Here is a 24,230-nt window from a genome sequence, read left to right as displayed (position 1 = left end):
TGATCCGAACCCCACGAACGTCTTCGTGGGGTCGGACATTTCGGTGGTGCCGCTACTCTATCTGCCCGCGAAAGCCGATCGGCCCTTCGTTCGCGTAGGTATTGGTGCCACTGAGGTTTTTCCCTCCATCACTGGAGGTCACGCTCAACGCGACAACGTTCTGATTGTCCCGGCCTCCGATGACCCACTTGCCACCCGGATGCCATGGAGCGTCGTTGCCACCCCACTGATTTTCAACGTTGTACTGGTTCTGGCCCGTGCGCTGAGCCTTGAAGCCAATGGGACCTTCACCCGAGTACGTCATGGTGCCGGTGAAGCTCTTGCCGCCATCGCTCGACTTGATCTCGATCGCGACAACCTTCTGGTTGTCCCGCGCGCCTAACGTCCAGTCTCCGCCCGGATGCCAGGGTGCAGAACTACCGCCCCATTGATTTGCCACTACGTATCTAGACATAAACTTCATCTCCTTGAAGTTACGAGAGACCTGCCCGGCACAGGCAGCAGGCCGTACGACCGTGCGTATCCAGTCGCACGTCTGTCAGATTAGTAGCACGCCCGAACCTCACTCGGCTGACAGACAAACGGTCGCCGACCAGAACTGCTACAGTCAGGTCATTCACTGCCCATTTTCCCGGTTGGAGTTTGTTCACGGCATGAATGAGACCAGTCCTCACCTTCTGCTACGCGCCCCGATTCCTGCACAGTTGCGCCTGTCGTTCTGCGAAGCCACCCCGCGCGACCTCAAGCGCTGGATCGCCGACCTGCCCAAAGCCAATATCGGCGAAACCGCTCGCCAGCTCTATCAAGGCTTGAGCGAACTGAACCAACTGCTGACGCCCAGCGACAATCGCCTGCAACTGCTCGAGTTACTGCGGCCCGAGGTGTATTACGTCTGCAAGCACCTGGAGCGGCATTTCCTGCACCAGTCGATAGTCCTCGACGAGCGCTCGCGCAAGATCGCCAACCTCTGCCAGGCACTGCAAAGTCATTTGGCGATTGGCTATAAACAGATCGTCGTGCGCATCTTGCCGCGCTTCAGCAAGGACCGCGCGCCGCTGCTGGCCCAGGCATTGCAACGGGCGATCCATTGCCTCTGCGGACCACTGATCCGCGCCACCCAGCTCTATTGCCCGGCGCCGGAAGGTGTGTGGCTGGAACTGCATCAGCTGTATCGGATTGCCTGTTCCCATCGGCTCCAGCACCTGAGCCTGCGCGATGAACTGGCCAGCCAGACGCAAACCCTGAGCATCGAACAGACATACGTGGTCGCCCTGCTGCTGGGCGCCGCACGCTGCAATCAGCTGCGCCAGAATCAGATCGCGCGACTCGCCGAAGTGCTGGAGCCGTGGAGCAAATTGATCAAGCTGCAACCGGAATCTGCGGCCGACGGACTGTTTGGCGTCGCGCCGGAGCTCGACATCGGGCCGCGTTACCGTTCGAAATTTCGGCCCGAGCAACAGGAAAGCTTGCTGGGATTTGATCCGCAGCCGCTGGTCGCAGCCATTGAGGCCCATCTGCAAGAGATCGACAGTCCGGTGCCACTGCCCGTGCCGGCAGGTCTGAGCCTGGATACGCTGCAACACCTGAATGCCGCCTGGGGCCAGGCGGTCGAACGCAGTTTTCAGCGCACGGCCAGTCAAGGCACCTTGACCTTGTGCGTGGGCATGAGCGCGCTGCACTTCTATCTGGGCGGCCAACGTCCGTTCAGCGAGATCCTGAAACATCCCGGTGCCGGCCGCGCGCAGTTCGCGGCGACCTCGCCCGCCGCCCGGGAAAAAGACCAATGGCACCATGCCTTCGACGCGGCGCCACAAGGCACCGCCGACACGCTGCTGCCCTACGAAGAAATCGAATACCCGCAACTGCAGAACGACGACAGTCACGAGGCCTCCGACCGCAACCGTCACTTTCCGACCTACGCCTTGCCGGTGATCAATCACAGTCCGGGCGGTTATTGCCTGGCGTGGCCCGGCGACGTACCGGCCGAGTTACAGGCGGGCGAGATGGTCGGCATCGAAGATACGGCGGGGTCGGGCTGGAGCATCGCGGTGGTGCGCTGGATCCGCCAGGTTCGCGGCGGCGGTACGCAAATGGGTATCGAGCAAGTCGCGCCCTACGCCGAACCTTGCGGCCTGCAATTGGTGCGCACCCGTGACGACCACAGCCAATATTTGCGCGGCCTGCTACTGCCCGCGATCAGCGCGATAGACCTGCCGGCCACCTTGCTCGCCCCGCGCCTGCCCTTTCAGGAAGGCAACAAGGTGCTGATCAACACCAACGGCGAGGAGCGCCGGGCCGGACTGGATCGGCGGGTGGCGAGCACCAACAGTTTTAATCAGTTTGCCTATCGTTCGCTGGAGGCTGCCAGAAACGAAAACGCCGCGGGGAGCGGCGTGGTCGGAAACGAGGAGGAGTTTGATTCGTTGTGGAAGACGCTTTGAGGGTGAATCCGATATCTGTGGCGAGGGAGCTTGCTCCCGTCAGGACTGCGTAGCAGTCCTTTTTTGGGGGCCGCTTCGCAGCCCAGCGGGAGCAAGCTCCCTCGCCACAAAAGCGCTCTAAGACCTGTGGGAAACTCAGAGCTGCCCGTCACGATCCCGAAAGCCCAGCAGATACAGCACGCCATCCAGCCCCAGCGTGGAAATCGCCTGCTTCGCCGACTGCTTGACCAGCGGCTTGGCGCGGAATGCCACACCCAGCCCGGCAATCGCCAGCATCGGTAAATCGTTGGCGCCGTCGCCGACCGCGATAGTCTGCTCCAGACGCAAACCTTCCTTGTGCGCCAGCTCCTTCAGCAGATCCGCCTTGCGCTGCGCATCGACGATCGGCTCGACCGCCACGCCGGTGACCTTGCCATCAACCACTTCCAGTTCGTTGGCGAATACGTAGTCGATGCCCAGCTTGGCCTGCAATTGCTTGGCGAAGTAAGTGAAGCCACCCGACAAGATCGCGGTCTTGTAGCCCAGACGCTTGAGTTCGGCGAACAGGGTTTCGGCGCCTTCGGTCAGGCGCAGGGAGGCGCCGATCGAATCCAGCACGCTGACGTCCAGACCTTTGAGCAAGGCCAGACGCTCCTTGAAGCTGGCGCGGAAGTCAAGTTCACCGGCCATCGCCCGCTCGGTGATTTCCGAAACCTGGTCGCCGACGCCCGCGGCCTTGGCCAATTCGTCGATGACTTCGGCTTCGATCAGTGTCGAGTCCATGTCGAACACCGCCAGACGACGGTTGCGACGGAACAGCGAATCTTCCTGGAAGGCGATGTCGACGTTCAATTCCTGGGCGACGCTGAGGAATTCGGCCCGCAGCGCTTGCGGATCCGCCGCTTCACCACGCACCGAAAACTCGATGCAGCCCTTGCCTTTGTCGGCCGGCGTGTCCAGCGGCATGCGCCCGGACAGACGATCGATGTGGTCGATGTTCAGGCCATATTTGGCGGTGATCGAGCTCACGGCCTGTAATTGCCCGGCAGTCACTTTGCGGGTCAATAGCGTCACGATGTGGCGCTTTTTGCCCTGATTGCCGACCCACTGCTGGTAATCCTCTTCGGACACCGGCGTGAAACGCACCTGCTGATCGAGTTTGTAAGCCGTGAACAGAATGTCCTTGAGCACCGACTTGCCTTGCTCGGTGTCAGGAATTTCAACCAGGATGCCGAACGACAGGGTGTCGTGGATCACCGCCTGACCGATGTCGAGAATGTTCACACCACCCTGGGCCAGAACGCCGGTAATGGCCGCAGTCAGACCCGGACGGTCGACTCCCGTGATGTTTATCAGGACGATTTCGCGCAAGGCGCACCCCCGCAGGTGGAAAAAAACCGCATTCTACCCACTTTCAGTGACCATCGGGCACCGTGAGCGCTTTGCCGGTCTAGGGCCTGTCGCTATACTGCGCGTCAACTTCACGGACAAAAGAGCCGAGCTCAAGTGAACCGGCCCACGCCAGTAAAAACCGATAACTTCTTTCTGCTGATCTTCCGTGCACTGCGCCACCGCCGTGTACCGATTGCATTGCGCATCGCCAGCCATAACGTGATCCTGGTCGCTCTGGCCCTGGTGATCTACGCCTGCGTGATGGGTTTGCAGTTCAAGCAGGCCATGCACGAGCAGGCGGATGCCCTGGGCGAAAGCCTGACCACGCAGACCGCCACGTCCGCCACGGAACTGTTGGTGTCCAACGACATCCTCAGCCTCAACGTGCTGCTCAACAACCTGACTAAAAATAAGTTGGTGGCTCACGCCGCCATCTACAGCGTGGATAACCGCATCCTCGCCGAAGCCGGTCAGCGCCCCAAGCACAGCCTGCTGGGCGAAGCCGAGGGCATGTACCAGAGCAAGATCACCTTTCAGGACGTGACTGCCGGGCAACTGCGCATCAGCCTGGACATGGATCAATTCCAGCAGCCGATGACCATCAGCCTGCAAAGTATGGGCATTTTGAGTGCGATTCTGTTGGCCTTGAGCCTGGCCTTGAGCCTGCGCCTGGGTCGGCACATCTCCACGCCGCTGCTTCAATTGCGTGTGTGGCTGCGCAATATCGACGAATACACCCCGGCAACCGGGCGTCAGGACGAGATCGGCGACCTGGCTCGCCAGCTGCACGCCAACTTCGCGCCGGAACCGGCCGAGCCTGAGCCGGAACCCGAGTACGACGAAAGCGATTACGAAGACGCCAACGACAGCGAGCCGTCTTTCGAAGTGCGCAATCTGCGTGATCCGAGCTTCGATGAAACCAAGCCGGTTGCGGGCCTCAAGCCTGCGCCACGGCACATCGTCAGCACCGTAGAAGATGAAGACGACGATGATGCGTTTGCCGATCTGCGTGACGAGACGGTAGCGAGCGCCCCGAAACCAGTGGTCAAACCGCAGGTATCGAACGTGCCGCAACACAGCGCGGTGCTGGCGGTGCAACTGGGCGCCCAGGATCAGCTGCGTCGCCTGCCGCGGGCGCGCCTGGAAGAATTGCTGAAACGCTATCGTGACTGCCTCGACCAGGCCGCTTCGCTCTATGAGGGCGAACTGCATAGCCTGAACGATGGCAGCACGCTGATGGTGTTCCACACCGAAGACAGCGGCGACGACTACCTGACCAACGCCATTTGCTGCGGCGAGTTGCTGCGGGCACTGGGCCATCAGTTGCAGATCGAAGTCGCGGATAGCGGCATCACCCTGCAATTGCAGCTGGGCCTGACCCTGGGCGACGAATTGTTCGGTTTGAGCCAGATTGACCTGCTGCTGACCGAAACCGCCCAGGACGCCCTGGCGCTGTCGCAACACAGCCGCAACCTGCTGCTGGTGGAGCGCAAGATCAGCGACGACGCGCTGATTCGCCAGCGTGCGCGGATCCGTCCGATTGCCAGCCCTGAGGGGGCTTGCTGTGTAGAGCGGTTGATGGAGCCTTATCCGTCGATGCTTGAGCGGCAACTGGCGCGGATGCATGAGCGTCGGGCGTAAGCGTTAAGCCCTGATGTGAAGAAGCTCGCAGACGAGTGATCGTCTGCGGGCTTTTTTGTTGCCTTTCATGCCGCCTTCGCTGGCAAGCCATGCTCCTACAGGTTCCGTGGGCGTACGCACATCACGTGAACGACACAACACCTGTAGGAGCATGGCTTGCCAGCGAAGAGGCCATCAGAAGCACTGAAGATCTCACCCCGCAGAAACAACAAAGCCCGCATCTCTGCGGGCTCTGCTTGAAATCAATCCAGGCTTAGAACCTGAATACTTCCATATCGGTGCGGATCGGTGAAGCCATCGGGATCTTCGGCTGCTTTTCCTGTTCCGCCGCCGGTGCCGCAGGCTTGGCAGCCGGTTTTTTTGGCGCTTCCGCAATCGGTGGCTGGTTAGCCAATGGCTTGAGCGCGGTCGACAGCTGTTCGGCGAGTTTCTGCAACAACACACCCTGAGCCTGAACCTGCGCGGCAGTGCCGCCGGCGTGTTGCTCCTGCAAGTGAATGATGCGGTTATCGCGAACCTGACCGCGACGGTCGATCAAACGCCATTGCGCATCAAGGATCGCCGGTTGCGATTCACCCGAATCCAGGCGCGTGATGGTCAGCAGCACCTGAACATCCGGCGTGAAGCCCACAGTTGCCGGCGCCAGTACTACGCGCTGACTGTCCAGATGACCCGCTACCTGACGCAGCAACAGCTGATCAATGTCGGAAGAAAGGCTGCCAGCCCAACGACCATCGGTCGAAGCCTGCAGGCTGCCATCCGGCTGACGCTGCAGCAATGTTTCACGTTGCAGGTAGTCGGCAACCGTTACCGGGCCGAGCAATACCGCCATGCCCGCGCTTTGCGCAGGCTGAGCCGGATTTCCGCTGTCCAGCTGATACAGCGACACCGGTTGGTGAGTGCTGCAACCCGCCAGGCCAAGAACGCCGGCGAGCATCAAAATAAAAGGAAGGCGCAGAGCAGTCATCGTCCCATCCAGGTGGTTGCCACAAGGCTCACCACAGTGAAAATACTCAATAAATATGAAGAACGCTCGGCCACGCCGGCGCTTGGAAAGGCCATATCATCCGTGAATATGCGTTCCGACTCCAGCGGCAAAGCGTCGATCTACGCGTTAAATCGCAGATCGAGCGCTCTAGGACGCTTAATTGAGGTTTTCGACGAGCAGCGCATCTACCCTCTGGAAGCCTCGTGGAAGTTTGTTACCACGACGTCCACGCTCACCTTTGTAGTGTTCGAGGTCGTCCGCTTTCAGTGACAAGGTACGTTTTCCGGCCTGCAACACCAGGGTGGCGCCTTCCGGCAGCACAGCGATGTCCGTGACATATTCTTCGCGACTGGCCACACGCTCACCGGAAATCCCGATGATCTTGTTGCCTTTGCCCTTACCTAATTGTGGCAGATCGCTGATTTTGAAGATAAGCAGGCGACCTTCGGTGGTCACCGAGGCCAGCCAGTTGTTCTCACGATCAGCCACCGGGCGCGGCAGAATGACCTTCGAGTTGTTCGGCAAACTCAGCAGCGCTTTACCGGCCTTGTTCTTGGCCTGGAAGTCTTCGCCCTTGACCACGAACCCATAACCGGCGTCGGAGGCGATCACGTACAGCGAATCGTCTTCCGGCATCAGCACGCACTCAAACGTCGCGCCAGGCGGCGGTGTCAGACGACCGGTCAACGGTTCGCCCTGGCCACGGGCCGATGGCAATGTGTGCGAGGCCACCGAATAGCTGCGACCGGTGGAGTCGATAAACACCGCAAACTGGTTGGAACGACCCGGCGCCAAGGCCTTGAATCCGTCCCCGGCCTTGTAAGAGAGGCCGGTGGCGTCGATTTCGTGGCCCTTGGCCGAGCGCACCCAGCCTTTCTCCGACAGTACGACCGTCACTTTTTCGTTTGGCAGCAGATCGTGTTCGGTCAGGGCTTTGGCTTCGGTGCGCTCGACGATTGGCGAGCGGCGGTCGTCGCCATAGGTTTCGGCATCCTTGATCAGCTCGGTGCGCACCAGTTTTTTCAACTTGGCTTCGCTGCCCAGCAGGGCTTGCAGCTTGGCTTGCTCCTTGAGCAGTTCATCCTGCTCGGAACGCAGCTTCATTTCTTCCAGTCGCGCCAACTGACGCAAACGGGTGTCGAGAATGTACTCGGCCTGGATTTCGCTCAGGGCGAAACGCGCGATCAGCGCGGCTTTCGGGTGCTCCTCGGTGCGGATGATGTGGATCACTTCATCCAGGTTGAGGTAGGCAATCAACAAACCGTCCAACAGGTGCAGACGACGCTCAACCTTGTCGAGGCGGAATTGCAGGCGACGACGCACGGTTTGAACGCGGAACTCCAGCCATTCCACCAGCAACGCCCGCAGGTTTTTCAGCTGCGGCTTGCCGTCCAGACCGATGATGTTGATGTTGACCCGGTAGCTCGACTCCAGCTCGGTGCTGGCGAACAGGTGCTGCATGAGCGCGTCGTGGTCAAAATTCTTGCGTGCGCCCGGAATGATCACGATCCGGCACGGGTTTTCGTGGTCGGATTCGTCGCGCAGGTCCGCAATCTGCGGGGCCTTGGACGGTTTGGCCTGCATCATGGCCGCGATCTGCTCCAGCACCTTGGCGCCAGACACCTGATGCGGCAGCGCGGTGACGATGATGTCGCCGTCTTCGATGTGGTACACGGCGCGCATGCGCACCGAGCCCTTGCCGGTTTCGTACATTTTCAGCAGATCGGCACGCGGGGTGATGATTTCCGCTTCGGTCGGGTAATCCGGGCCCTGAATGTGTTCGCAGAGCTGTTCGACCGTGGCTTTTGGCTCATCGAGCAAACGTACGCAGGCGGTCGCGACTTCCCGCAGGTTGTGCGGCGGTACGTCAGTGGCCATGCCCACGGCGATGCCGGTGGTGCCGTTGAGCAGAATGTTCGGCAACCGTGCAGGCAACACCAGCGGTTCGTCGAGGGTGCCGTCGAAGTTCGGGCCCCAGTCCGCCGTGCCCTGGCCCAGTTCGCTGAGCAGCACTTCGGAATAACGCGACAGCCGCGCTTCGGTGTAACGCATGGCGGCGAAGGACTTGGGATCATCCGGCGCACCCCAGTTACCCTGACCGTCGACCAGCGTGTAGCGGTAGCTGAACGGCTGGGCCATCAGGACCATGGCTTCGTAGCAGGCCGAATCGCCGTGCGGGTGGAACTTGCCGAGCACGTCACCGACGGTACGCGCCGATTTCTTGTGCTTGGAATCGGCGTCCAGCCCCAACTCGCTCATCGCATAAATGATGCGACGCTGTACCGGTTTCAGGCCGTCGCCGATATGCGGCAAGGCACGGTCCATGATCACGTACATGGAGTAGTTGAGGTAGGCATTTTCGGTGAAGTCAGCCAGTGACCGGCGTTCTACACCGTCCAGGCTGAGATCAAGGGAGTCGCTCATGCGGGCCTCATCGGTTCGTTGTCTGGCGCAGCAGCATGGTGCCACCGCGCTGGGTAAATTCAAGTTTGTTCAGCGCGCTCATACCGAGCAGCACTTGCTTGCCATCCAGGCCGGGTACGACGATGGCGCGCACATCACGCAGCACAATGTCGCCCAGTTGCAGCCGGTCGACACGGGTTCGATAACCCTCGGTGCGACCGTTGGCGGTGCTCAGGGTCACCCCGAAGCCTTGTTCAAGTTTCAGCCGTTCGGCCATTTCCGCCGGGATCGCCACATCGGTTGCCCCGGTATCCAGCATGAAATCCACCGGCTGGCCGTTGATCTGGCCGCTGGCGACGAAGTGCCCCTGGGTGTTGCTGGCCAGTTTCACTTCGATAAAACCTTCGCCCTGTTCCGAGCTGACGACGACATTGGGATTTTGCTGACGCTCCTCCCACTGGCCGAAAAACCGCGTCGCCAGAAACAGCGCCGCGCACCAGGCCAACACCATAAACACGCGACCGGCGCGTTTGCCTGGCGTTTGCGGGGTCATGGCTTGGCGCTCCAGCCACCTTCAGGCGCGGCGAAGCGCCAGACGATCGGGCGGTACTCGCCATCGGAACGGGCACCGTCGTTGTTGTCGATGCCGACCCAGGCGCCATCAGCGTCGATGATCAGCGCTTCCGTCAGGCCATAACCCTGTGGATAACGGCGGTTCTGCTGCAACGCCTCGTCGGCAAACGACCAGCAACGCTCGACCTTGGCCGTCACCGCGTCACGGCGGCAAATCTCGAACGCATTGCGCTCAAGGGTAAACAGCTTGCCGTTGAACAATGACAGATCGGCAAAATCCCGCGACACCGCTCTGGCCTTGGGAAATTTCGCAGGCTGCATTTCCATCCCGGCTTCGCTCAGCAGCACACAGCCGCCATCGCAATCCCAGACCGTTTGCTGGCGCTTGATCAACAGCAGACCACGGCGTTCACGTTCGGCGGCCAACCACAACTGATCGCCGGCCGGATTGATCGCCAGGCCTTCGAACAATGCGTTGAAGTGCAACAACATGCCACTGGCCCGAGCTTCGCGAACCAGCATCGGCGAGATCTTCAGCCAGGACGTCGGCCCAACGAGCGGCACTTGCAGCACCGCTGCGTGGGACTCGCTGACGATGTAGCGATTACCGGCGCTGTCGCAGGTGATGCCTTCGAAATCCAGATCCCCGCCCCGCACGAAAGACGCCGCCCAGGTCCGCGAACGCAGGCCCCAGGGCAAACCGCTGTCCGGCACTGGCGGCACACCGATGCGCACGGCTTCAGCCTGCCAGACCGTGTCGCCGGTCTCGAGTCGGTAGATCTGATCGTCGTCGCGATCGGAAATGGTCCACAAATCCTTGCCGCACTGGGCCAGCCCCGACAGGTTGCCACCGCGCATGCCCTCGACAGGGTGCTCGGACAACAGGCGCAACTCCGGTGCCGGTTCGGCAAACGCCGAAACAGAGGTCAGAAGTAACGCACACGCCAGGGCAAAGCCAACCCGCATCAGCCAAGAACCTCGGCCAGGTTGCCTTTGGATTCGAGCCAGGATTTACGATCGCCGGCGCGCTTCTTCGCCAGCAACATGTCCATCATTTCCGAAGTCGCTTCGAAATCGTCCAGGGTCAGTTGCACCAGACGCCGGGTGTTCGGGTCCATGGTGGTTTCGCGCAGTTGCGGCGGGTTCATTTCACCCAGACCCTTGAATCGGGTGACCTGCGGTTTACCGCGTTTCTTCTCGGCCACCAGACGATCGAGGATGCCATCCCGTTCAGCCTCGTCGAGGGCGTAGTAAATCTCTTTGCCCAGGTCGATACGGTACAGCGGCGGCATGGCCACGTAGACGTGACCGGCATCCACCAACGGGCGGAAATGCTGGACGAACAGCGCGCACAGCAGTGTGGCGATGTGCAGACCGTCGGAGTCGGCGTCGGCGAGGATGCAGATCTTGCCGTAACGCAGCTGGCTCATGTCCGCCGCGCCCGGATCGACACCGATCGCCACGGCAATGTTGTGCACTTCCTGGCTGGCCAGCACTTCGCTGCCATCGACTTCCCACGTGTTGAGGATCTTGCCGCGCAACGGCAGGATGGCTTGAAACTCTTTGTCCCGCGCTTGTTTGGCGGAACCGCCGGCGGAGTCGCCTTCCACCAGGAACAGCTCGGAACGCATCGGGTCCTGCCCGGCGCAATCGGCGAGCTTGCCCGGCAGTGCCGGCCCCGCTGTGATGCGCTTGCGCTCGACCTTCTTGCTCGCTTTCAATCGACGGCCGGCGTTGTTGATCGCCAGTTCCGCCAGGAGCATGCCGGTTTCCGGGTGAGCGTTGAGCCACAGGCTGAACGCATCCTTGACCACACCGGACACGAACGCCGCTGCTTCACGGGACGACAGGCGTTCTTTGGTCTGGCCGGAGAATTGCGGTTCCTGCATTTTCATCGACAGGACGAAGGCGATGCGTTCCCAGACGTCTTCCGGCGCCAGCTTCACGCCGCGCGGCAGCAGGCTGCGGAACTCACAGAATTCGCGCATGGCGTCGAGCAAGCCTTGGCGCAAGCCATTGACGTGAGTACCGCCCTGGGCCGTCGGGATCAGGTTGACGTAGCTTTCCTGCACGCTGTCGCCACCTTCCGGCAACCACAGCAGCGCCCAGTCGACCGCTTCCTTGTTACCGGCCAGGCTGCCGCAGAACGGCTCGTCCGGCAGGCGTTCGAATTCGCTGACCGCGTCGACCAGGTAGGAGCGCAGGCCGTCTTCGTAATGCCATTCGACTTTCTCGCCGGTGGCCTTGTCTTCAAAACTGACCAGCAGCCCCGGACACAGAACGGCCTTGGCCTTGAGCACGTGCTTGAGACGGCTGATGGAGAATTTCGGTGAATCGAAGTATTTCGGGTCCGGTGCGAAGAATACGCTGGTGCCGGTGTTGCGCTTGCCGACGGTGCCGACCACTTCCAGTTCGGTTTTCTTGTAACCGTCGGCGAAGGTCATCTGGTATTCGTTGCCGTCACGCTTTACGCGCACCCGGACTTCGGTCGACAAGGCGTTGACCACGGAAATACCCACCCCGTGCAGACCGCCGGAGAACTGGTAGTTCTTGTTGGAAAACTTGCCACCCGCATGAAGCTTGGTGAGGATCAGCTCGACCCCGGAAACACCCTCTTCCGGGTGAATGTCCACCGGCATGCCACGGCCGTCATCGCTGACTTCCAGGGAGTGGTCGGCGTGCAGGATGACCTGCACCGACGTCGCGTGCCCGGCCAAGGCTTCGTCGACGCTGTTGTCGATGACTTCCTGGGCAAGGTGGTTCGGCCGACTGGTGTCGGTGTACATGCCGGGGCGTTTGCGCACCGGGTCGAGGCCCGAGAGGACTTCGATGGCGTCTGCGTTATAAGAGCTAGCGCTGGGAGTGGCCATGGGGTCTCGTCGTCCGCCTGTAAAAAGAGTGTTCTGTGAAATAGAGGCGACGACTCACAGTGCTGTGAAATCAATCGCCTGATACAAATCTGCGCCGATGCCGGCAAAACTCAGCATTGCCGGCAATTGCCCGGCAAAACCCTGGAAACTATGGTCGCCGCCGGCCTGGATGCGCAAGGCACAGGCCCGGTAATACTGCTGGGCGAGGCGATAATCCAGCGTTTCGTCGCCGGTCTGCAACCACACCTGATACCGCTGCGGGTCCCGGGGCGCCGGCACTTCCAGCTCGGCCAGGGCCGTCACGTGGTCGTGGGTCAATTCCCAGGCTTCATCGGTATACAGGTTTTTCTGCGTCCCCAGATACCCGTCGAACATCCGGTGCGGACTGACGGCGGGGTTGATCAACAGGGCTTTCAAGCCATGGCGCTCGGCCAGGTGAGTCGCATAGTAGCCGCCGAGTGAGCTGCCGACCAGCAGTGGCCGCCCCAGCTCGGCAATCGCCTGTTCCAGCTGACCGATGGCCTCGCGCGGATGGTGATGCAAGGCTGGAACGCGCAGGTGATCGCTCAAGCCCAGACGCTCCATCACTTCGATCAACTGCGTGGCCTTTTTCGACGAAGGCGCGCTGTTGAAACCGTGGATATAAAGGATCGAACCGGACATTTGAACTCCCTGTGCGTCGGGTAAAGAAGGCGGAGTTTACAGGGTGTCGGGGGAATCGGGGATATCCGTGGAATTGATGTCGTCTGAGCGGACGTTATCGCCAGCAGGCTGGCTCCCACAGGGATTTGTGCACGACGCAGATTCAATGTGGGGCCAGCCTGCTGGCGATGGCAGCACCGCAGATATTCAGTTATTCAGTAGCCGTTGGAGCCATAATCGACCGTGAAATCGAAGCCGGTCACGCGTTCCACGCCGGTTTCGAGCTGACCATCCGGCAGCAGCCGCAACCAGCGATACCCCGGCGCCTGTTCACCCACTTTGAAATCATCGCTGCCTGGCTCGAACTGAATGCAGGTTGAAGGCGAGGCAATCAGACGCACGCCGTTACGCAACTGGTAGATTTCCTGATGCACATGTCCCCACAGGACCGCGCGCACCTGCGGAAACCGATCCAGCACGGCAAACAACGCCTCAGGATTGCGCAACCCGATCGGCTCCATCCACGCACACCCGATCGACACCGGATGATGGTGGAAACACACCAGATGATGCCGCTCCGGCGCCTCGCTCAACGAGCGAGCCAGCAGCTGCAACTGCTCATCCAGCAAAAACCCCGGCACCGATCCCGGCACGGCCGAGTCGAGCAATGTGACGCGCCAATTACCGACGTCCACCACCGGCTCCAGCAGCGCGCTCTGCACCGCGGCCTCGGCCATGATCCGTGGTTCATCGTGATTACCGGGAATCCAGCGTGCCGGCGCATCGAGCTGGCGGGTCAGGTCGCGAAACTGCTGGTACGACTCCAGCGTCCCGTCCTGGGAAAGATCGCCACTGGCGATGATCAGGTCGATCTGCGGCTGTTGCAGCCTGACCAGTTCGATGACCTTTTGCAGGCTGTCGCGCGTATTCATGCCCAGCAACGTACCGTCGGCCTCGGCAAACAGATGGCTGTCGGACAGTTGCACCAGCAACGCCGAATCGGCGGTGGTCAATGTGGATACGCTCGGCAAGGCGTTCTCCCAGGGCTGAATCACGGGATTGGATGAGTGCCGCAATTATGCTGGGGGATGATCAAAAGAGGAAACGCGCGAACCTGACGCAGTTCACAACAACGTTAACGAACGACTTCGTACTCATGCCCCAAGGCCAGGCAATGACTGAGCCACTCCCCCAGAAACATGTTCAGCTGGGCCTTTTCGTCCGGCTGATGCATCGCGGCGTTCGGGTAAGGATAGATGCCGCGAAAGCGTCGCGCATGTTCGGCGCTGACCACTTCGGCCATGCAGGCGTCGTGATAGACCTGAACTTCCAGTTGCGGCACCGGCAGCCACGGCAGGCTGTGTTCCTGACGCACTTGCAGGGTGGTGGTGTACGGACAGACCTGCAGCACTTCGAGGGCCAGCACGCCGAGCATCTGGTCGCCGTGGGTCACGGCAATGCGCCGCGCCGCCGGTTCGTTGCGCATGTCCGGCAGCAGTCGCATCAGGCGCGCGTAGTTGGCCTCGCAAGAAGCTTGCAGCCCCACGAGGTCCACCCTATAACGATCGCGCAACTTGTTTACGACCATAACCCCCTCACTTCAACGCGGTTCAATGCCAGCCATTGCAAGGCAATGATGCTGGCCGCGTTGGCAATTCGTCCGTCGCGTACGGCTTGCAGCGCGTCTTCGAACGCCCAGACCGTAACGCGGATATCTTCTGCTTCTTCCTCCAGCCCATGCAGGCCGCCGACCCCGGTTGTCTCGCAACGCCCCAGGTACAAATGCACGAATTCATTGCTGCCGCCCGGCGATGGAAAATACTTGGTCATCGGCCACAGCGCCCCGAATACAAGCCCAGCTTCCTCCTGCGCTTCGCGGTGAGCAACCTCTTCCGGCACTTCTTCCTTGTCGATCAGACCGGCGACCAGTTCGATCAGCCACGGGTTATCGGTCTTGCCCATGGCACCGACGCGAAACTGCTCGATCAGCACCACTTCGTCGCGCTGCGGATCGTAAGGCAGTACGCAGACGGCATCGTGGCGAACAAACACTTCACGATTGATTTCGCGGCTCATGCCACCGGCGAACAACTCGTGGCGCAAGTGCACACGGTCGAGCTTGTAAAAGCCCTCGTAGCACTTTTCGCGCCGGACGATATCGACGGCGGTCGGAATGGCGTTGGCAAAATCAGTCATGGCAATCCTCGTATCTGCTCCGAGGCTCCTGCCTCGACTTCGCGCCATCCTAACGCGCCCGCGCCGTTTGATGCAGCCCCTTTCCCGTCAGCGGGATGGACGGTGAGGGCTAAACCAACTCTAATTAGCTTAGTGGCGAACTGACTGCTTCGTTGAGAGTCGAAGCGGGTAACTTTTCGCCTTTCCCTGTTTTATGAAGGACGCCCATGTCGCTTTTTAAAATCGCCTCCGTGGCCGCAATCGCCCTGACCCTGGGCGCTTGCCAGAGTCTGTTCCAGCCCAACTACCGGGCGCCGCTGGAAACCACCCGCGATGCCACAGAAACGCTGAAGCCGGGATGCACAACCCCCGACTGCCCGTTGGTGAACATCGATACCCTGCGCTTCCCCGCCGAGCCTCAGCTAGACGGCATCGTCGAAAAACGCCTGCTGCAAATGACCCGCACCTCGCCCGACGCCCCGGTGGCACCGACGCTGGCGGCGTATCGCGATGAGTTTTTGCGCACCGCCGGCCCACGCTACAGCAGTTACCTGCAAGCGAAAGTACGTGAGCAGCATGACGGCTTGGTGATCGTCGAATTTTCCAGCTACCTGGACACCGGCGGCGCGCATGGCACGCCGGGCCGCAGTTTCATCAACTATTCGCGCCAGCAGCATAAAGTGCTGACCTTGTCCGACATGTTGGTGCCGGGGCAGGAAGAAGCGTTCTGGAAAGCGGCGCAGGTGGCGCACAACAGTTGGCTGATCAGCACCAAGCTCGATCAGGAACCGGAGTTCGTGAAGCAGTGGCCGTTCCAGAAAACCCAGAACGTGGCGCTGACCTACGGCGGGGTGATCCTCAAGTACGAAGTGAGCACCATCGCGCCTTACGCGCTGGGCCACGTCGAACTGAAGATCCCCTACCCACGCCTGAACGGCATTCTCAAGCCCGAGCTGTTTCCCGGCCGTAACTGAAGGCCCGGCCCAGCACCAGCTGCAGCAGCCCTGCCAGAATCAACGACGGCAGGGTTGCGCCGATGTCCGGATACAGATTGGCCAGCAAATGATAAGTGCTCACCCCGCCCAACCAGGCGAGCAACGCCGGCCAGCGCAATGCGGCTGACGCCACTTGAACAGAGCGCTTGCGCAAGATGAAGTGATCCACCAGCACCACGCCGAACAGCGGCGCAAACACCGAACCGATCAACAACAGGAAGTTCTGGTACTGAGCCAGTGGCGCCAGCAAGGCGATCAGGGTGCAGACCACGCCGATGGCCAATGCCAGGTGCTCGACTTTCAAGCGCAACAGAATCCCGCTGGAAACGGCCGCCGAGTGAATGTCGGCAAACGCGTTTTCCGACTCATCGAGCAGAATCAGCAGCAGCGGAATCCCCAGACCCGCGCCCGCCAATGCCAGCAGCAAGGCATTCACTTCACCGCTCGGCGCAAACGCCAGGGTGTAGGCCACGCCCAGGCTCATCAGCCAGAAATTACCGATAAAAAAGCCGATCGCCGTACCGCCGAAGACATTCTTCGCACGCTTGCCGAAACGCGAGTAGTCGGCAATCAGCGGCAGCCACGACAGCGGCATCGCGATAGCAATGTCGAAGCCCACTGCGAACGGCATCGAACCGTCACCGGCCTGCGCCCACAACGCCACCAGGTCGGCCTTGGCGAACAGGTTCCAGGTCAGCCAGATGCACGCGGCCAGCAACAGCCAGATGCCCCACTTGCGCAGGATCTGCCGCACGAAGGTCAACGGACCGCTGACGGCCAGCAAGGTCGCCAAGGCACCGAAGAATAAAGTCCAGAGTAGCGGACTGGAGAACAGACTGCCCTCGCTGAACGCACGGGCGCCCAGCAGGCTGGCAGCGTCGCGCATCACGATGATTTCGAACGAGCCCCAACCGATCAGTTGCAGCAGGTTCAGCACCGCCGGCAGGCTCGCGCCACGCTTGCCAAGGCTGAGTTTGAGCGCGGCCATCGACGACAGGCCGGTGTCGCTGCCGATCACGCCGACAGCGGCCAGCAGCAGAACGCCGACCAGCGTGCCGAGGAAGATCGCCAGCAGCGAACCGGACAGGCCCAGGCCTGGCGCGAGCAGAGCGCCGGTCTGCAAAACCATCAGGCCGATGCCGAGGGAGAACCACAGGGAAAACAGATCACGGCCGCCGAAGACACGTTTGTCGATCGGCACCGCGATGTCAGGGGAATAAGTGCTGGGTTGAATGCTCAAGGGTGTTATCTCAGAGGGACATTTGTTGTTGTGTTGATCGCTATCGCCAGCAGGCTGGCTCCCACAGGGGACTTGTGAACACCACAAATCCAGTGTGGGAGCCAGCCTGCTGGCGATGGGGCCCTCTCAGGCCCCGACCTTTCGGATCAGATCAAACCTTCTTGTACAGCTGACTGCCTTCCTGCTTGAACCGCTCGGCCTGTTCCGCCAATCCCTGGGCGACTTCGGCATCGACGGTTTCAATCCGCTGGTTGGCCGCGTATTCACGAACTTCCTGGGTGATTTTCATCGAGCAGAATTTCGGCCCGCACATCGAACAGAAATGCGCGACCTTGGCCGAATCCTTCGGCAGGGTTTCATCGTGATACGAGCGTGCGGTGTCCGGGTCGAGGCCCAGGTTGAACTGGTCTTCCCAACGGAATTCGAAACGCGCCTTGCTCAAGGCATTGTCACGAATCTGCGCGCCCGGATGGCCCTTCGCAAGGTCGGCGGCGTGCGCAGCGATCTTGTAGGTGATGATCCCGGTCTTCACGTCATCCTTGTTCGGCAGGCCCAAGTGCTCCTTGGGCGTGACGTAGCAGAGCATGGCGCAACCGAACCAGCCGATCATTGCCGCACCGATACCGGAGGTGATGTGGTCGTAACCCGGCGCAATGTCGGTGGTCAGCGGGCCGAGGGTGTAGAACGGCGCCTCGTCGCAGCACTCGAGCTGCTTGTCCATGTTCTCTTTGATCAACTGCATCGGCACGTGGCCCGGGCCTTCGATCATGCACTGCACGTCGTGCTTCCAGGCGATCTTGGTCAGCTCGCCGAGGGTTTCCAGCTCACCGAATTGTGCGGCGTCGTTGGCGTCGGCAATCGAGCCCGGACGCAGGCCATCGCCCAGCGAGAAGCTGACGTCGTAGGCCTTCATGATTTCGCAGATGTCTTCGAAATGGGTGTAGAGGAAGTTCTCTTTGTGGTGCGCCAGGCACCACTTGGCCATGATCGAACCGCCACGGGACACGATGCCGGTCACGCGTTTGGCGGTCAGCGGCACGTAGCGCAGCAATACGCCGGCGTGGATGGTGAAGTAGTCGACGCCCTGCTCGGCCTGTTCGATCAGCGTGTCGCGGAACAGCTCCCAGGTCAGGTCTTCGGCCGCGCCGCCGACTTTTTCCAGGGCCTGATAAATCGGCACGGTACCGATCGGCACCGGCGAGTTGCGGATGATCCACTCGCGGGTTTCGTGAATGTGCTTGCCGGTGGACAGGTCCATGACCGTGTCCGAACCCCAGCGGATGCCCCAGGTCAGTTTCGCCACTTCTTCTTCGATGGACGAACCCAACGCGCTGTTGCCGATGTTGCCGTTAATCTTCACCAGGAAGTTACGGCCGATGATCATCGGTTCCAGTTCGGTGTGGTTGATGTTGGCCGGAATGATCGCGCGGCCACGAGCGATTTCGTCACGGACAAATTCCGGGGTGATGATTTTCGGCACGCTGGCGCCGAAGCTGTGACCGGCATGTTGCTGGTCCAGCAGCCCGGCGGCGCGGGCCACTTCGAGCTTCATGTTTTCGCGGATGGCGACGTATTCCATCTCGGCGGTGATGATGCCTTTGCGGGCGTAGTGCATCTGGCTGACGTTGGCCCCGGCCTTGGCGCGGCGCGGGTTGTTGACGTGGGCGAAACGCAGCTTGGTCAGCTCGGCGTCGGCGAGGCGTTCCTGGCCGAAGTTCGAGCTCAGGCCAGGCAGACGCTCGGTGTCGCCACGGGCTTCGATCCACGGCGAACGCACATCGGCCAGGCCTTTGCGCACGTCGATGATGACGTTGGGGTCGGTATATGGGCCGGAAGTGTCGTACACCACCACCGGAGCGTTGATCTCGCCGCCGAAGTCGGTCGGGGTCACATCGAGGCTGATTTCGCGCATCGGCACGAGGATGTCCGGACGAGAGCCCTGAACATAGATTTTTTGCGAGCGGGTAAACGGCTGAACCGACTGTTGATCGACTTGGGCCGAATCACTCAGGTTCGTAGTGTTTTTTAGTTTTATCGTCATCACGGGCTCTCCAGACAGCATCCAGGCAGTGGAATTTTGTCGGAGCGAACCTGTAACGAATGGACGCGACCAATCAGCCATGACAAAGCTGTTGGTGCTGTGCTCAGTGCTCGAGGGGTGTTCGATTGTCGAACAACATCCCGGACGAAGCACAAGAGGACTCGCCGGGTGACGAGAAATCTTGTTCCCTACGCAGGCGCTAACCTGATCAGGTTCAACGGGATCCGAAATTATTCGATCTCAGCCTCATAGCAAGGCACCCCGACAAGAACCCGGCCAGTCTAGACACAAGTAGCAAAGAACGCCAACACCGCAGTAAACACCATGATGAATGGCGCAATTACAGGATTGTTGCCGCACGTACGCGCAACTACACTCGCTACGCCGTACCGCGCCTTGACGCTGTACGGGCCGCGCCGTACCTTGGCGCCTAAATTATCAGCGTCATATCAATTTCTAGGGATCGCCTCATGCTGCGCAAACTCTCACTGGCCGTTGCCGTGTCTTGTGCGTCCAATGGAATGGCCTGGGCAGCAGAAGCGCCCTTATCGACCAATACCGATCTGGTCAGCGTCTACCAGGAAGCGGTGGACAACAACGCCGACCTGGCCGCTGCCCGCGCCCAATACGGCGCCCAGAAAGAAGTCGTGCCCCAGGCCCGCGCCGGGTTGCTGCCGAATATCTCGGGCGGCGCCCAGGTGGCCAACGTGCGCACCGACATCAATCAACCCTCGGCGATTGCCAACCGCAGCGCCAACTCTTATCAGGCAACGCTGGCACAGCCACTGTTCCGTGCCGATCGCTGGTTCCAGTATCAGGCCGCCAAGGACGTCAATGAGCAGGCCGCGCTGCAACTCTCCGCGACCGAGCAAAACCTGATTCTGCAAACCGCTGAAAACTACTTCAACGTGCTGCGCAGCCAGGACAATCTGGCCTCGACCAAGGCTGAGGAAGCGGCGTTCAAACGCCAACTCGATCAATCCAATGAACGCTTCGACGTCGGCCTTTCGGACAAGACCGACGTGCTGCAATCGCAGGCCAGTTACGACACGGCACGGGCCAACCGGATCGTTGCCCAGCGTCAGGTGGATGATGCGTTTGAAGCGTTGATCACCCTGACCAACCGTCAGTACAACTCGATTCAGGGCATCGTCCACACCTTGCCGATCCTGCCGCCGGCCCCCAACGATGCCAAGGCCTGGGTCGACACCGCCGCCAAACAGAACCTGAATCTGCTGGCCAGCAACTACGCGGTCAGCGCCGCTGAAGAAACCCTCAAGCAGCGCAAGGCCGGCCACGCACCAACGGTGGATGCAGTGGCCAAGTATGAGAAGGGCGACAACGACGCCTTCGGTTTCAGCAACCCGAATGCCTTCGGCCAGTCTTATGGCGGCCCTGTCGAGCAGCGCACCCTGGCCTTGCAACTGAACATCCCGATCTACAGCGGCGGCCTGACCAGCTCTCAGGTTCGCGAGTCGTACTCGCGCCTGGACCAGACTGAACAACAGCGTGAAGGCCTGCGCCGGCAAATTGTGGAAAACACCCGCAACCTGCACCGCGCGGTGAACACCGATGTGGAGCAGGTGCAGGCGCGCAAGCAGTCGATCATCTCCAACCAGAGCGCGGTGGAAGCGACTGAAATCGGTTATCAGGTGGGAACACGAAACATCGTCGATGTGCTCGATGCCCAGCGTCAGCTGTACACCTCGGTGCGCAACTACAACAACACCCGCTACGACTACATCCTCGACAACCTGCGTTTGAAGCAGGCCGCCGGCACGTTGAACCCGGGGGATTTGCAGGACCTGAAACGCTATCTCAAGGCTGACTACAACCCGGATAAAGACTTCCTGCCACCGGATCTGGCCAAGGCAGCAGCGGAGCAGCTCAAAGCCCGGCCGTAAAGGCAACCCCCACCCCTGTGGCGAGGGAGCTTGCTCCCGCTGGGCTGCGAAGCGGCCCCAAACCCTGAGCATGCGGTCTGTCAGGTAGACCGCATAGGCTGATTTCACGACTGCTTCGCAGCCGAGCGGGAGCAAGCTCCCTCGCCACAATTGATCTATGGCAGATTCAAGTTTTGTCGATCAACCGCCCCAACCCATCCAGCAACCGCTGCAACGCGCCCTGATTGGTGCGCATCACTTTCAACCCCGCCTCCGCCATTCGCTGCGCATCGCGCGGCAATTCGAACAGTCGCTGCACCGCCAGCGCCAATCCTTCGGCATCCTCCACTTCCTGCAACGCTCCCGCGCTGCGCAACTGCGCGGCGATTTCGAGGAAGTTGAACAGGTGCGGCCCACTAAGCACCGGTTTCGCCAGGGCGGCGGGTTCCAGCAAATTGTGGCCACCGTTCGGCACCAGACTGCCGCCTACAAACGCGCTATCAGCCAAGGCATAGAGAAACAGCAACTCGCCCATGGTGTCGCCGAGCAAAACCGAAGTCCCCGCGATCACCGGCTCGCCGGTGGAGCGCCGCACCGTGGCGAACCCCTGTTGCTTGCACAACTCGAACACCGAATTGAATCGCTCGGGATGACGCGGCACCAGAATCAGCAACGCATCGGGATGACCGGCAAGCAACTGGCGATGCGCCGCAAGGACCACTTCGTCCTCACCGTCGTGCGTACTGGCGGCGATCCACACCGGACGCTCCTGGGCCTGCCATTGCCCGCGCAGCTCGGCGGCACGCTGGAGCAGTTGCGGGTCGATGGTCAGGTCGAACTTGATCGAGCCGGTCACTTCAACGGTTTCTGCACGGGCACCCAAATCACGGAAGCGCTGGGCTTCGGCTTCGGTCTGCACCGCGAACAGACTCATCTCGGCGAGCATCGGCTGGGTCAGTTTGCCGAAACGGCCATAGCCTTTGGCAGAACGCTCGGACAGCCGTGCATTGGCCAGCGCCACAGGAATCCCGCGTTTGGCGCATTGGTGGATATGGTTGGGCCAGAGTTCGGTCTCCATGATCACCGCCAGTGTTGGCTGGACCCGATCAAGAAATCGCGCCGCTGCGCACGGCAAGTCATAAGGCAAATAGCAGTGCTGGATGCGCGGTTCGTTGGCAAACAATGCGTGGATGCGTTCGGACCCGGTCGGTGTCATGCAGGTCACGGTGATCGGCAGCGTCGGATAGCGTTGCAATAACGCGCGAATCATCGGCGCCGCCGCAATGCTTTCGCCCACGGACACCGCGTGCACCCAGATGCCGCCCGGCTTCATCGCCGGCAGCCCGAGGGAGAAACGCTCGCCGATGCGCTTGGCATACGCCGGCGCCTTGCGCGAGCGCAGCCACAGCCGAATCGCTACCAGTGGCAGCCCCAGGTAAAACAGCGCGGTGTAGAGAGTTCTATTCATGGCGGCGGAGTTTATCGGCTTTTCTCGCCGATCGCCTGCAAGTGCACGGCAAAACGTTCCGCCAGCCAACGGGCCGCCGGGCCAAGGGGTTCGTCGCGACGCCAGACCAGTTCCACCACCAGCGCCGGCGGTGTCCATTCACTGGCCAGTTCGATCATTAGCCCCTGATACGCCGGATACTGCACCACGTGTCGCGGCAGCCAGGCCCAGCCGAGGCCACGCACCAGCCATTCGGCCATCACGTAGAAGCTGTCGGCCCGCCAGACCTGCGGGCTGGCCGGCTCGCTGCCGGGATAAACACTGGACTGGGTCGACATCAGCAGCTGCCGATGCTGCGCCAGTTGCTGGCAATCGACCCGAGCCTGCGTCGCCAATGGATGCCCGACACCGCACACCGTGACCATTTCGACGCTGCCCAGCACGCGCCGTTCGAGCGCCTCGGGAATCTGATCGTGATAGAACAACAAACCGAGATCGGCCCGGCGCTCCACCAGCTTGCGCGCCACATCGCCCTGGGCTGCGCTGGTCAATTGCACTTCGAGGCTGGGGAATTGCTTGGCAAGTGCTTCGAAGCTTTCGATGATCGGTTGATAGGGCATCGCCTCATCCTGAGCCACGCGCAGACGGGCCTCCTGGCCGCGCATCATCGCCAGCGCCCGACCATTGAGCCGTTCGCATTGACGCAGCACTTCCCGCGCCTCATCCAGCAAGGCATTGCCGGCCTCAGTGAGTTTCGGCTGACGACCGCTGCTGCGGTCGAACAGGCTCACGCCCAAGTCTTCTTCCAACAGTGCAATCGAACTGCTGACCGCCGATTGCGCCTTGCGCTGATCCCGCGCTACGGCGGAAAACGAGCGCTGCTCGGCGACGCTGACGAACAGCCGTAGTTGTTCCAGATTCCATTGCACGTTCATGGGCAAACCCATCTTCAGGACAGATAGGTAATGACTTTACCGCATCTGGAGAATCACTAGAATGCCGACCTCAGAAAGCAACACTTCACACGAGGATGCACCCATGACCGCTTACTACTACCTGGCCATCGCCATCTGCGCCGAAGTGATCGCGACTGTTTCGATGAAAGCGGTTAAAGGCATCAGTACGCCGCTGCCACTGATTCTGGTTATCGTCGGTTACGGCATCGCCTTCTGGATGCTGACGCTGGTGGTGCGCAGCGTTCCGGTGGGTGTGGCTTATGCGGTGTGGGCTGGCATGGGGATCGTGATGGTCAGCGTTGCGGCGCTGTTTATCTACGGGCAGAAGCTGGATGTGCCGGCGATGCTGGGGATGGCGTTGATTGTGCTGGGTGTCGTGGTGATCCAGCTCTTCTCCAAAACCGCAGGGCACTAACTGAAAATACACCCCCCCTGTGGCGAGGAAGCTTGTTCCCGCTCGGCTGCGAAGCAGTCGTAAACCTGGCTGTCCCGGTGTGTCAGACATTCCTCGGGGGTCAGGGTTTGGGGCGGCTTCGGCCACCCAGCGGGAGCAAGCTCCCTCGC

The 24,230-nt window shown here is 60.9% G+C and carries 20 protein-coding genes and 1 riboswitch; of the genes, 5 read left to right on the top strand and 15 right to left on the bottom strand.

Annotation, left to right across the window (positions count from 1 at the left end):
• Positions 1 to 52: 52 nt before the first annotated feature.
• Complete coding sequence (locus tag KJF94_RS29170; RefSeq protein ID WP_084320918.1) at positions 53 to 454, bottom strand: lectin OAA family protein; 402 nt, start codon at positions 452 to 454, stop codon at positions 53 to 55.
• A 199-nt stretch (positions 455 to 653) separates the two neighbouring features.
• On the opposite strand from KJF94_RS29170, the gene KJF94_RS29165 reads away from it, so the two are divergent.
• Positions 654 to 2,441, top strand: coding sequence for a molecular chaperone (locus tag KJF94_RS29165; RefSeq protein ID WP_214380402.1), 1,788 nt, complete (start codon positions 654 to 656; stop codon positions 2,439 to 2,441).
• A gap of 135 nt (positions 2,442 to 2,576) precedes the next feature.
• Here KJF94_RS29165 and serB read toward each other — a convergent pair whose 3' ends face one another.
• A complete protein-coding gene (gene serB / locus KJF94_RS29160; RefSeq protein ID WP_214380401.1) occupies positions 2,577 to 3,791 on the bottom strand; it encodes a phosphoserine phosphatase SerB in 1,215 nt (404 codons plus the stop codon).
• 135 nt (positions 3,792 to 3,926) lie between these two features.
• Between serB and KJF94_RS29155 the strand changes: the two genes are divergently transcribed.
• Positions 3,927 to 5,453, top strand: coding sequence for an AhpA/YtjB family protein (locus KJF94_RS29155; RefSeq protein ID WP_214380400.1), 1,527 nt, complete (start codon positions 3,927 to 3,929; stop codon positions 5,451 to 5,453).
• Between the two features lie 253 nt (positions 5,454 to 5,706).
• Here the strand turns inward: KJF94_RS29155 and KJF94_RS29150 are convergent, their stop codons facing one another.
• From KJF94_RS29150 to KJF94_RS29110, 9 genes are all read right to left on the bottom strand, one after another.
• The gene (locus KJF94_RS29150; protein ID WP_214380399.1) at positions 5,707 to 6,420 is read right to left on the bottom strand and encodes a PqiC family protein; all 714 of its coding nucleotides are present in this window, start codon (positions 6,418 to 6,420) and stop codon (positions 5,707 to 5,709) included.
• A gap of 177 nt (positions 6,421 to 6,597) precedes the next feature.
• On the bottom strand, positions 6,598 to 8,865 hold the full coding sequence (gene parC / locus KJF94_RS29145) for a DNA topoisomerase IV subunit A (protein ID WP_214380398.1): 2,268 nt from the start codon (positions 8,863 to 8,865) through the stop codon (positions 6,598 to 6,600).
• 7 nt (positions 8,866 to 8,872) lie between these two features.
• Entirely contained in the window at positions 8,873 to 9,397 is a 525-nt protein-coding gene (locus tag KJF94_RS29140) for a retropepsin-like aspartic protease family protein (protein ID WP_084320924.1), read from the bottom strand.
• Positions 9,394 to 10,383 carry an esterase-like activity of phytase family protein gene (locus KJF94_RS29135; protein WP_214380397.1) on the bottom strand — a complete coding sequence of 330 codons (990 nt, stop codon included), beginning with the start codon at positions 10,381 to 10,383 and terminating at the stop codon, positions 9,394 to 9,396. Before KJF94_RS29135 ends, KJF94_RS29140 begins: the two co-directional genes overlap by 4 nt.
• On the bottom strand, positions 10,383 to 12,287 hold the full coding sequence (gene parE, locus KJF94_RS29130) for a DNA topoisomerase IV subunit B (protein WP_214380396.1): 1,905 nt from the start codon (positions 12,285 to 12,287) through the stop codon (positions 10,383 to 10,385). The genes KJF94_RS29135 and parE overlap by 1 nt, the downstream gene beginning before the upstream one ends.
• A 54-nt stretch (positions 12,288 to 12,341) precedes the next feature.
• The gene (locus KJF94_RS29125; protein WP_214380395.1) at positions 12,342 to 12,950 is read right to left on the bottom strand and encodes a YqiA/YcfP family alpha/beta fold hydrolase; all 609 of its coding nucleotides are present in this window, start codon (positions 12,948 to 12,950) and stop codon (positions 12,342 to 12,344) included.
• Positions 12,951 to 13,144: 194 nt separating this feature from the next.
• Positions 13,145 to 13,960 (bottom strand): 3',5'-cyclic-AMP phosphodiesterase, encoded by an 816-nt coding sequence (cpdA, locus tag KJF94_RS29120; RefSeq protein WP_214380394.1) that lies wholly within the window; start codon positions 13,958 to 13,960, stop codon positions 13,145 to 13,147.
• Positions 13,961 to 14,064: 104 nt separating this feature from the next.
• Positions 14,065 to 14,517 (bottom strand): DUF1249 domain-containing protein, encoded by a 453-nt coding sequence (locus KJF94_RS29115; RefSeq protein WP_150743889.1) that lies wholly within the window; start codon positions 14,515 to 14,517, stop codon positions 14,065 to 14,067.
• Positions 14,508 to 15,125 carry an NUDIX domain-containing protein gene (locus KJF94_RS29110; protein WP_214380393.1) on the bottom strand — a complete coding sequence of 206 codons (618 nt, stop codon included), beginning with the start codon at positions 15,123 to 15,125 and terminating at the stop codon, positions 14,508 to 14,510. Before KJF94_RS29110 ends, KJF94_RS29115 begins: the two co-directional genes overlap by 10 nt.
• Positions 15,126 to 15,331: 206 nt before the next feature.
• On the opposite strand from KJF94_RS29110, the gene KJF94_RS29105 reads away from it, so the two are divergent.
• Positions 15,332 to 16,078, top strand: coding sequence for an RsiV family protein (locus KJF94_RS29105; protein WP_214380392.1), 747 nt, complete (start codon positions 15,332 to 15,334; stop codon positions 16,076 to 16,078).
• On the opposite strand, the gene cytX is transcribed toward KJF94_RS29105, so the two are convergent.
• Together cytX and thiC are read right to left on the bottom strand one after the other, a co-directional pair.
• Positions 16,047 to 17,339: a putative hydroxymethylpyrimidine transporter CytX gene (gene cytX, locus KJF94_RS29100; protein ID WP_214380391.1), complete on the bottom strand. Its 1,293-nt coding sequence runs from the start codon at positions 17,337 to 17,339 to the stop codon at positions 16,047 to 16,049. The genes KJF94_RS29105 and cytX overlap by 32 nt on opposite strands.
• Before the next feature lie 151 nt (positions 17,340 to 17,490).
• Positions 17,491 to 19,380, bottom strand: coding sequence for a phosphomethylpyrimidine synthase ThiC (gene thiC / locus KJF94_RS29095; protein WP_214380390.1), 1,890 nt, complete (start codon positions 19,378 to 19,380; stop codon positions 17,491 to 17,493).
• 168 nt (positions 19,381 to 19,548) lie between these two features.
• Positions 19,549 to 19,654, bottom strand: a riboswitch (TPP riboswitch).
• Between the two features lie 196 nt (positions 19,655 to 19,850).
• On the opposite strand from thiC, the gene KJF94_RS29090 reads away from it, so the two are divergent.
• Positions 19,851 to 21,284 carry a TolC family outer membrane protein gene (locus KJF94_RS29090; RefSeq protein ID WP_214380389.1) on the top strand — a complete coding sequence of 478 codons (1,434 nt, stop codon included), beginning with the start codon at positions 19,851 to 19,853 and terminating at the stop codon, positions 21,282 to 21,284.
• Between the two features lie 166 nt (positions 21,285 to 21,450).
• Here the strand turns inward: KJF94_RS29090 and waaA are convergent, their stop codons facing one another.
• Both waaA and KJF94_RS29080 read right to left on the bottom strand, forming a co-directional pair.
• On the bottom strand, positions 21,451 to 22,731 hold the full coding sequence (gene waaA / locus KJF94_RS29085; protein ID WP_214380388.1) for a lipid IV(A) 3-deoxy-D-manno-octulosonic acid transferase: 1,281 nt from the start codon (positions 22,729 to 22,731) through the stop codon (positions 21,451 to 21,453).
• 11 nt (positions 22,732 to 22,742) lie between these two features.
• Entirely contained in the window at positions 22,743 to 23,645 is a 903-nt protein-coding gene (locus KJF94_RS29080) for a LysR family transcriptional regulator (protein WP_214380387.1), read from the bottom strand.
• Between the two features lie 103 nt (positions 23,646 to 23,748).
• On the opposite strand from KJF94_RS29080, the gene KJF94_RS29075 reads away from it, so the two are divergent.
• On the top strand, positions 23,749 to 24,081 hold the full coding sequence (locus KJF94_RS29075) for a DMT family transporter (protein WP_084320936.1): 333 nt from the start codon (positions 23,749 to 23,751) through the stop codon (positions 24,079 to 24,081).
• Positions 24,082 to 24,230: the final 149 nt, after the last annotated feature.

This window comes from Pseudomonas hormoni (assembly GCF_018502625.1).
Taxonomy (GTDB): Bacteria; Pseudomonadota; Gammaproteobacteria; order Pseudomonadales; family Pseudomonadaceae; genus Aquipseudomonas; species Aquipseudomonas hormoni.
Note: the sequence above shows the minus strand (reverse complement) of the source record. Positions and strands in the feature narration are given on the sequence as shown.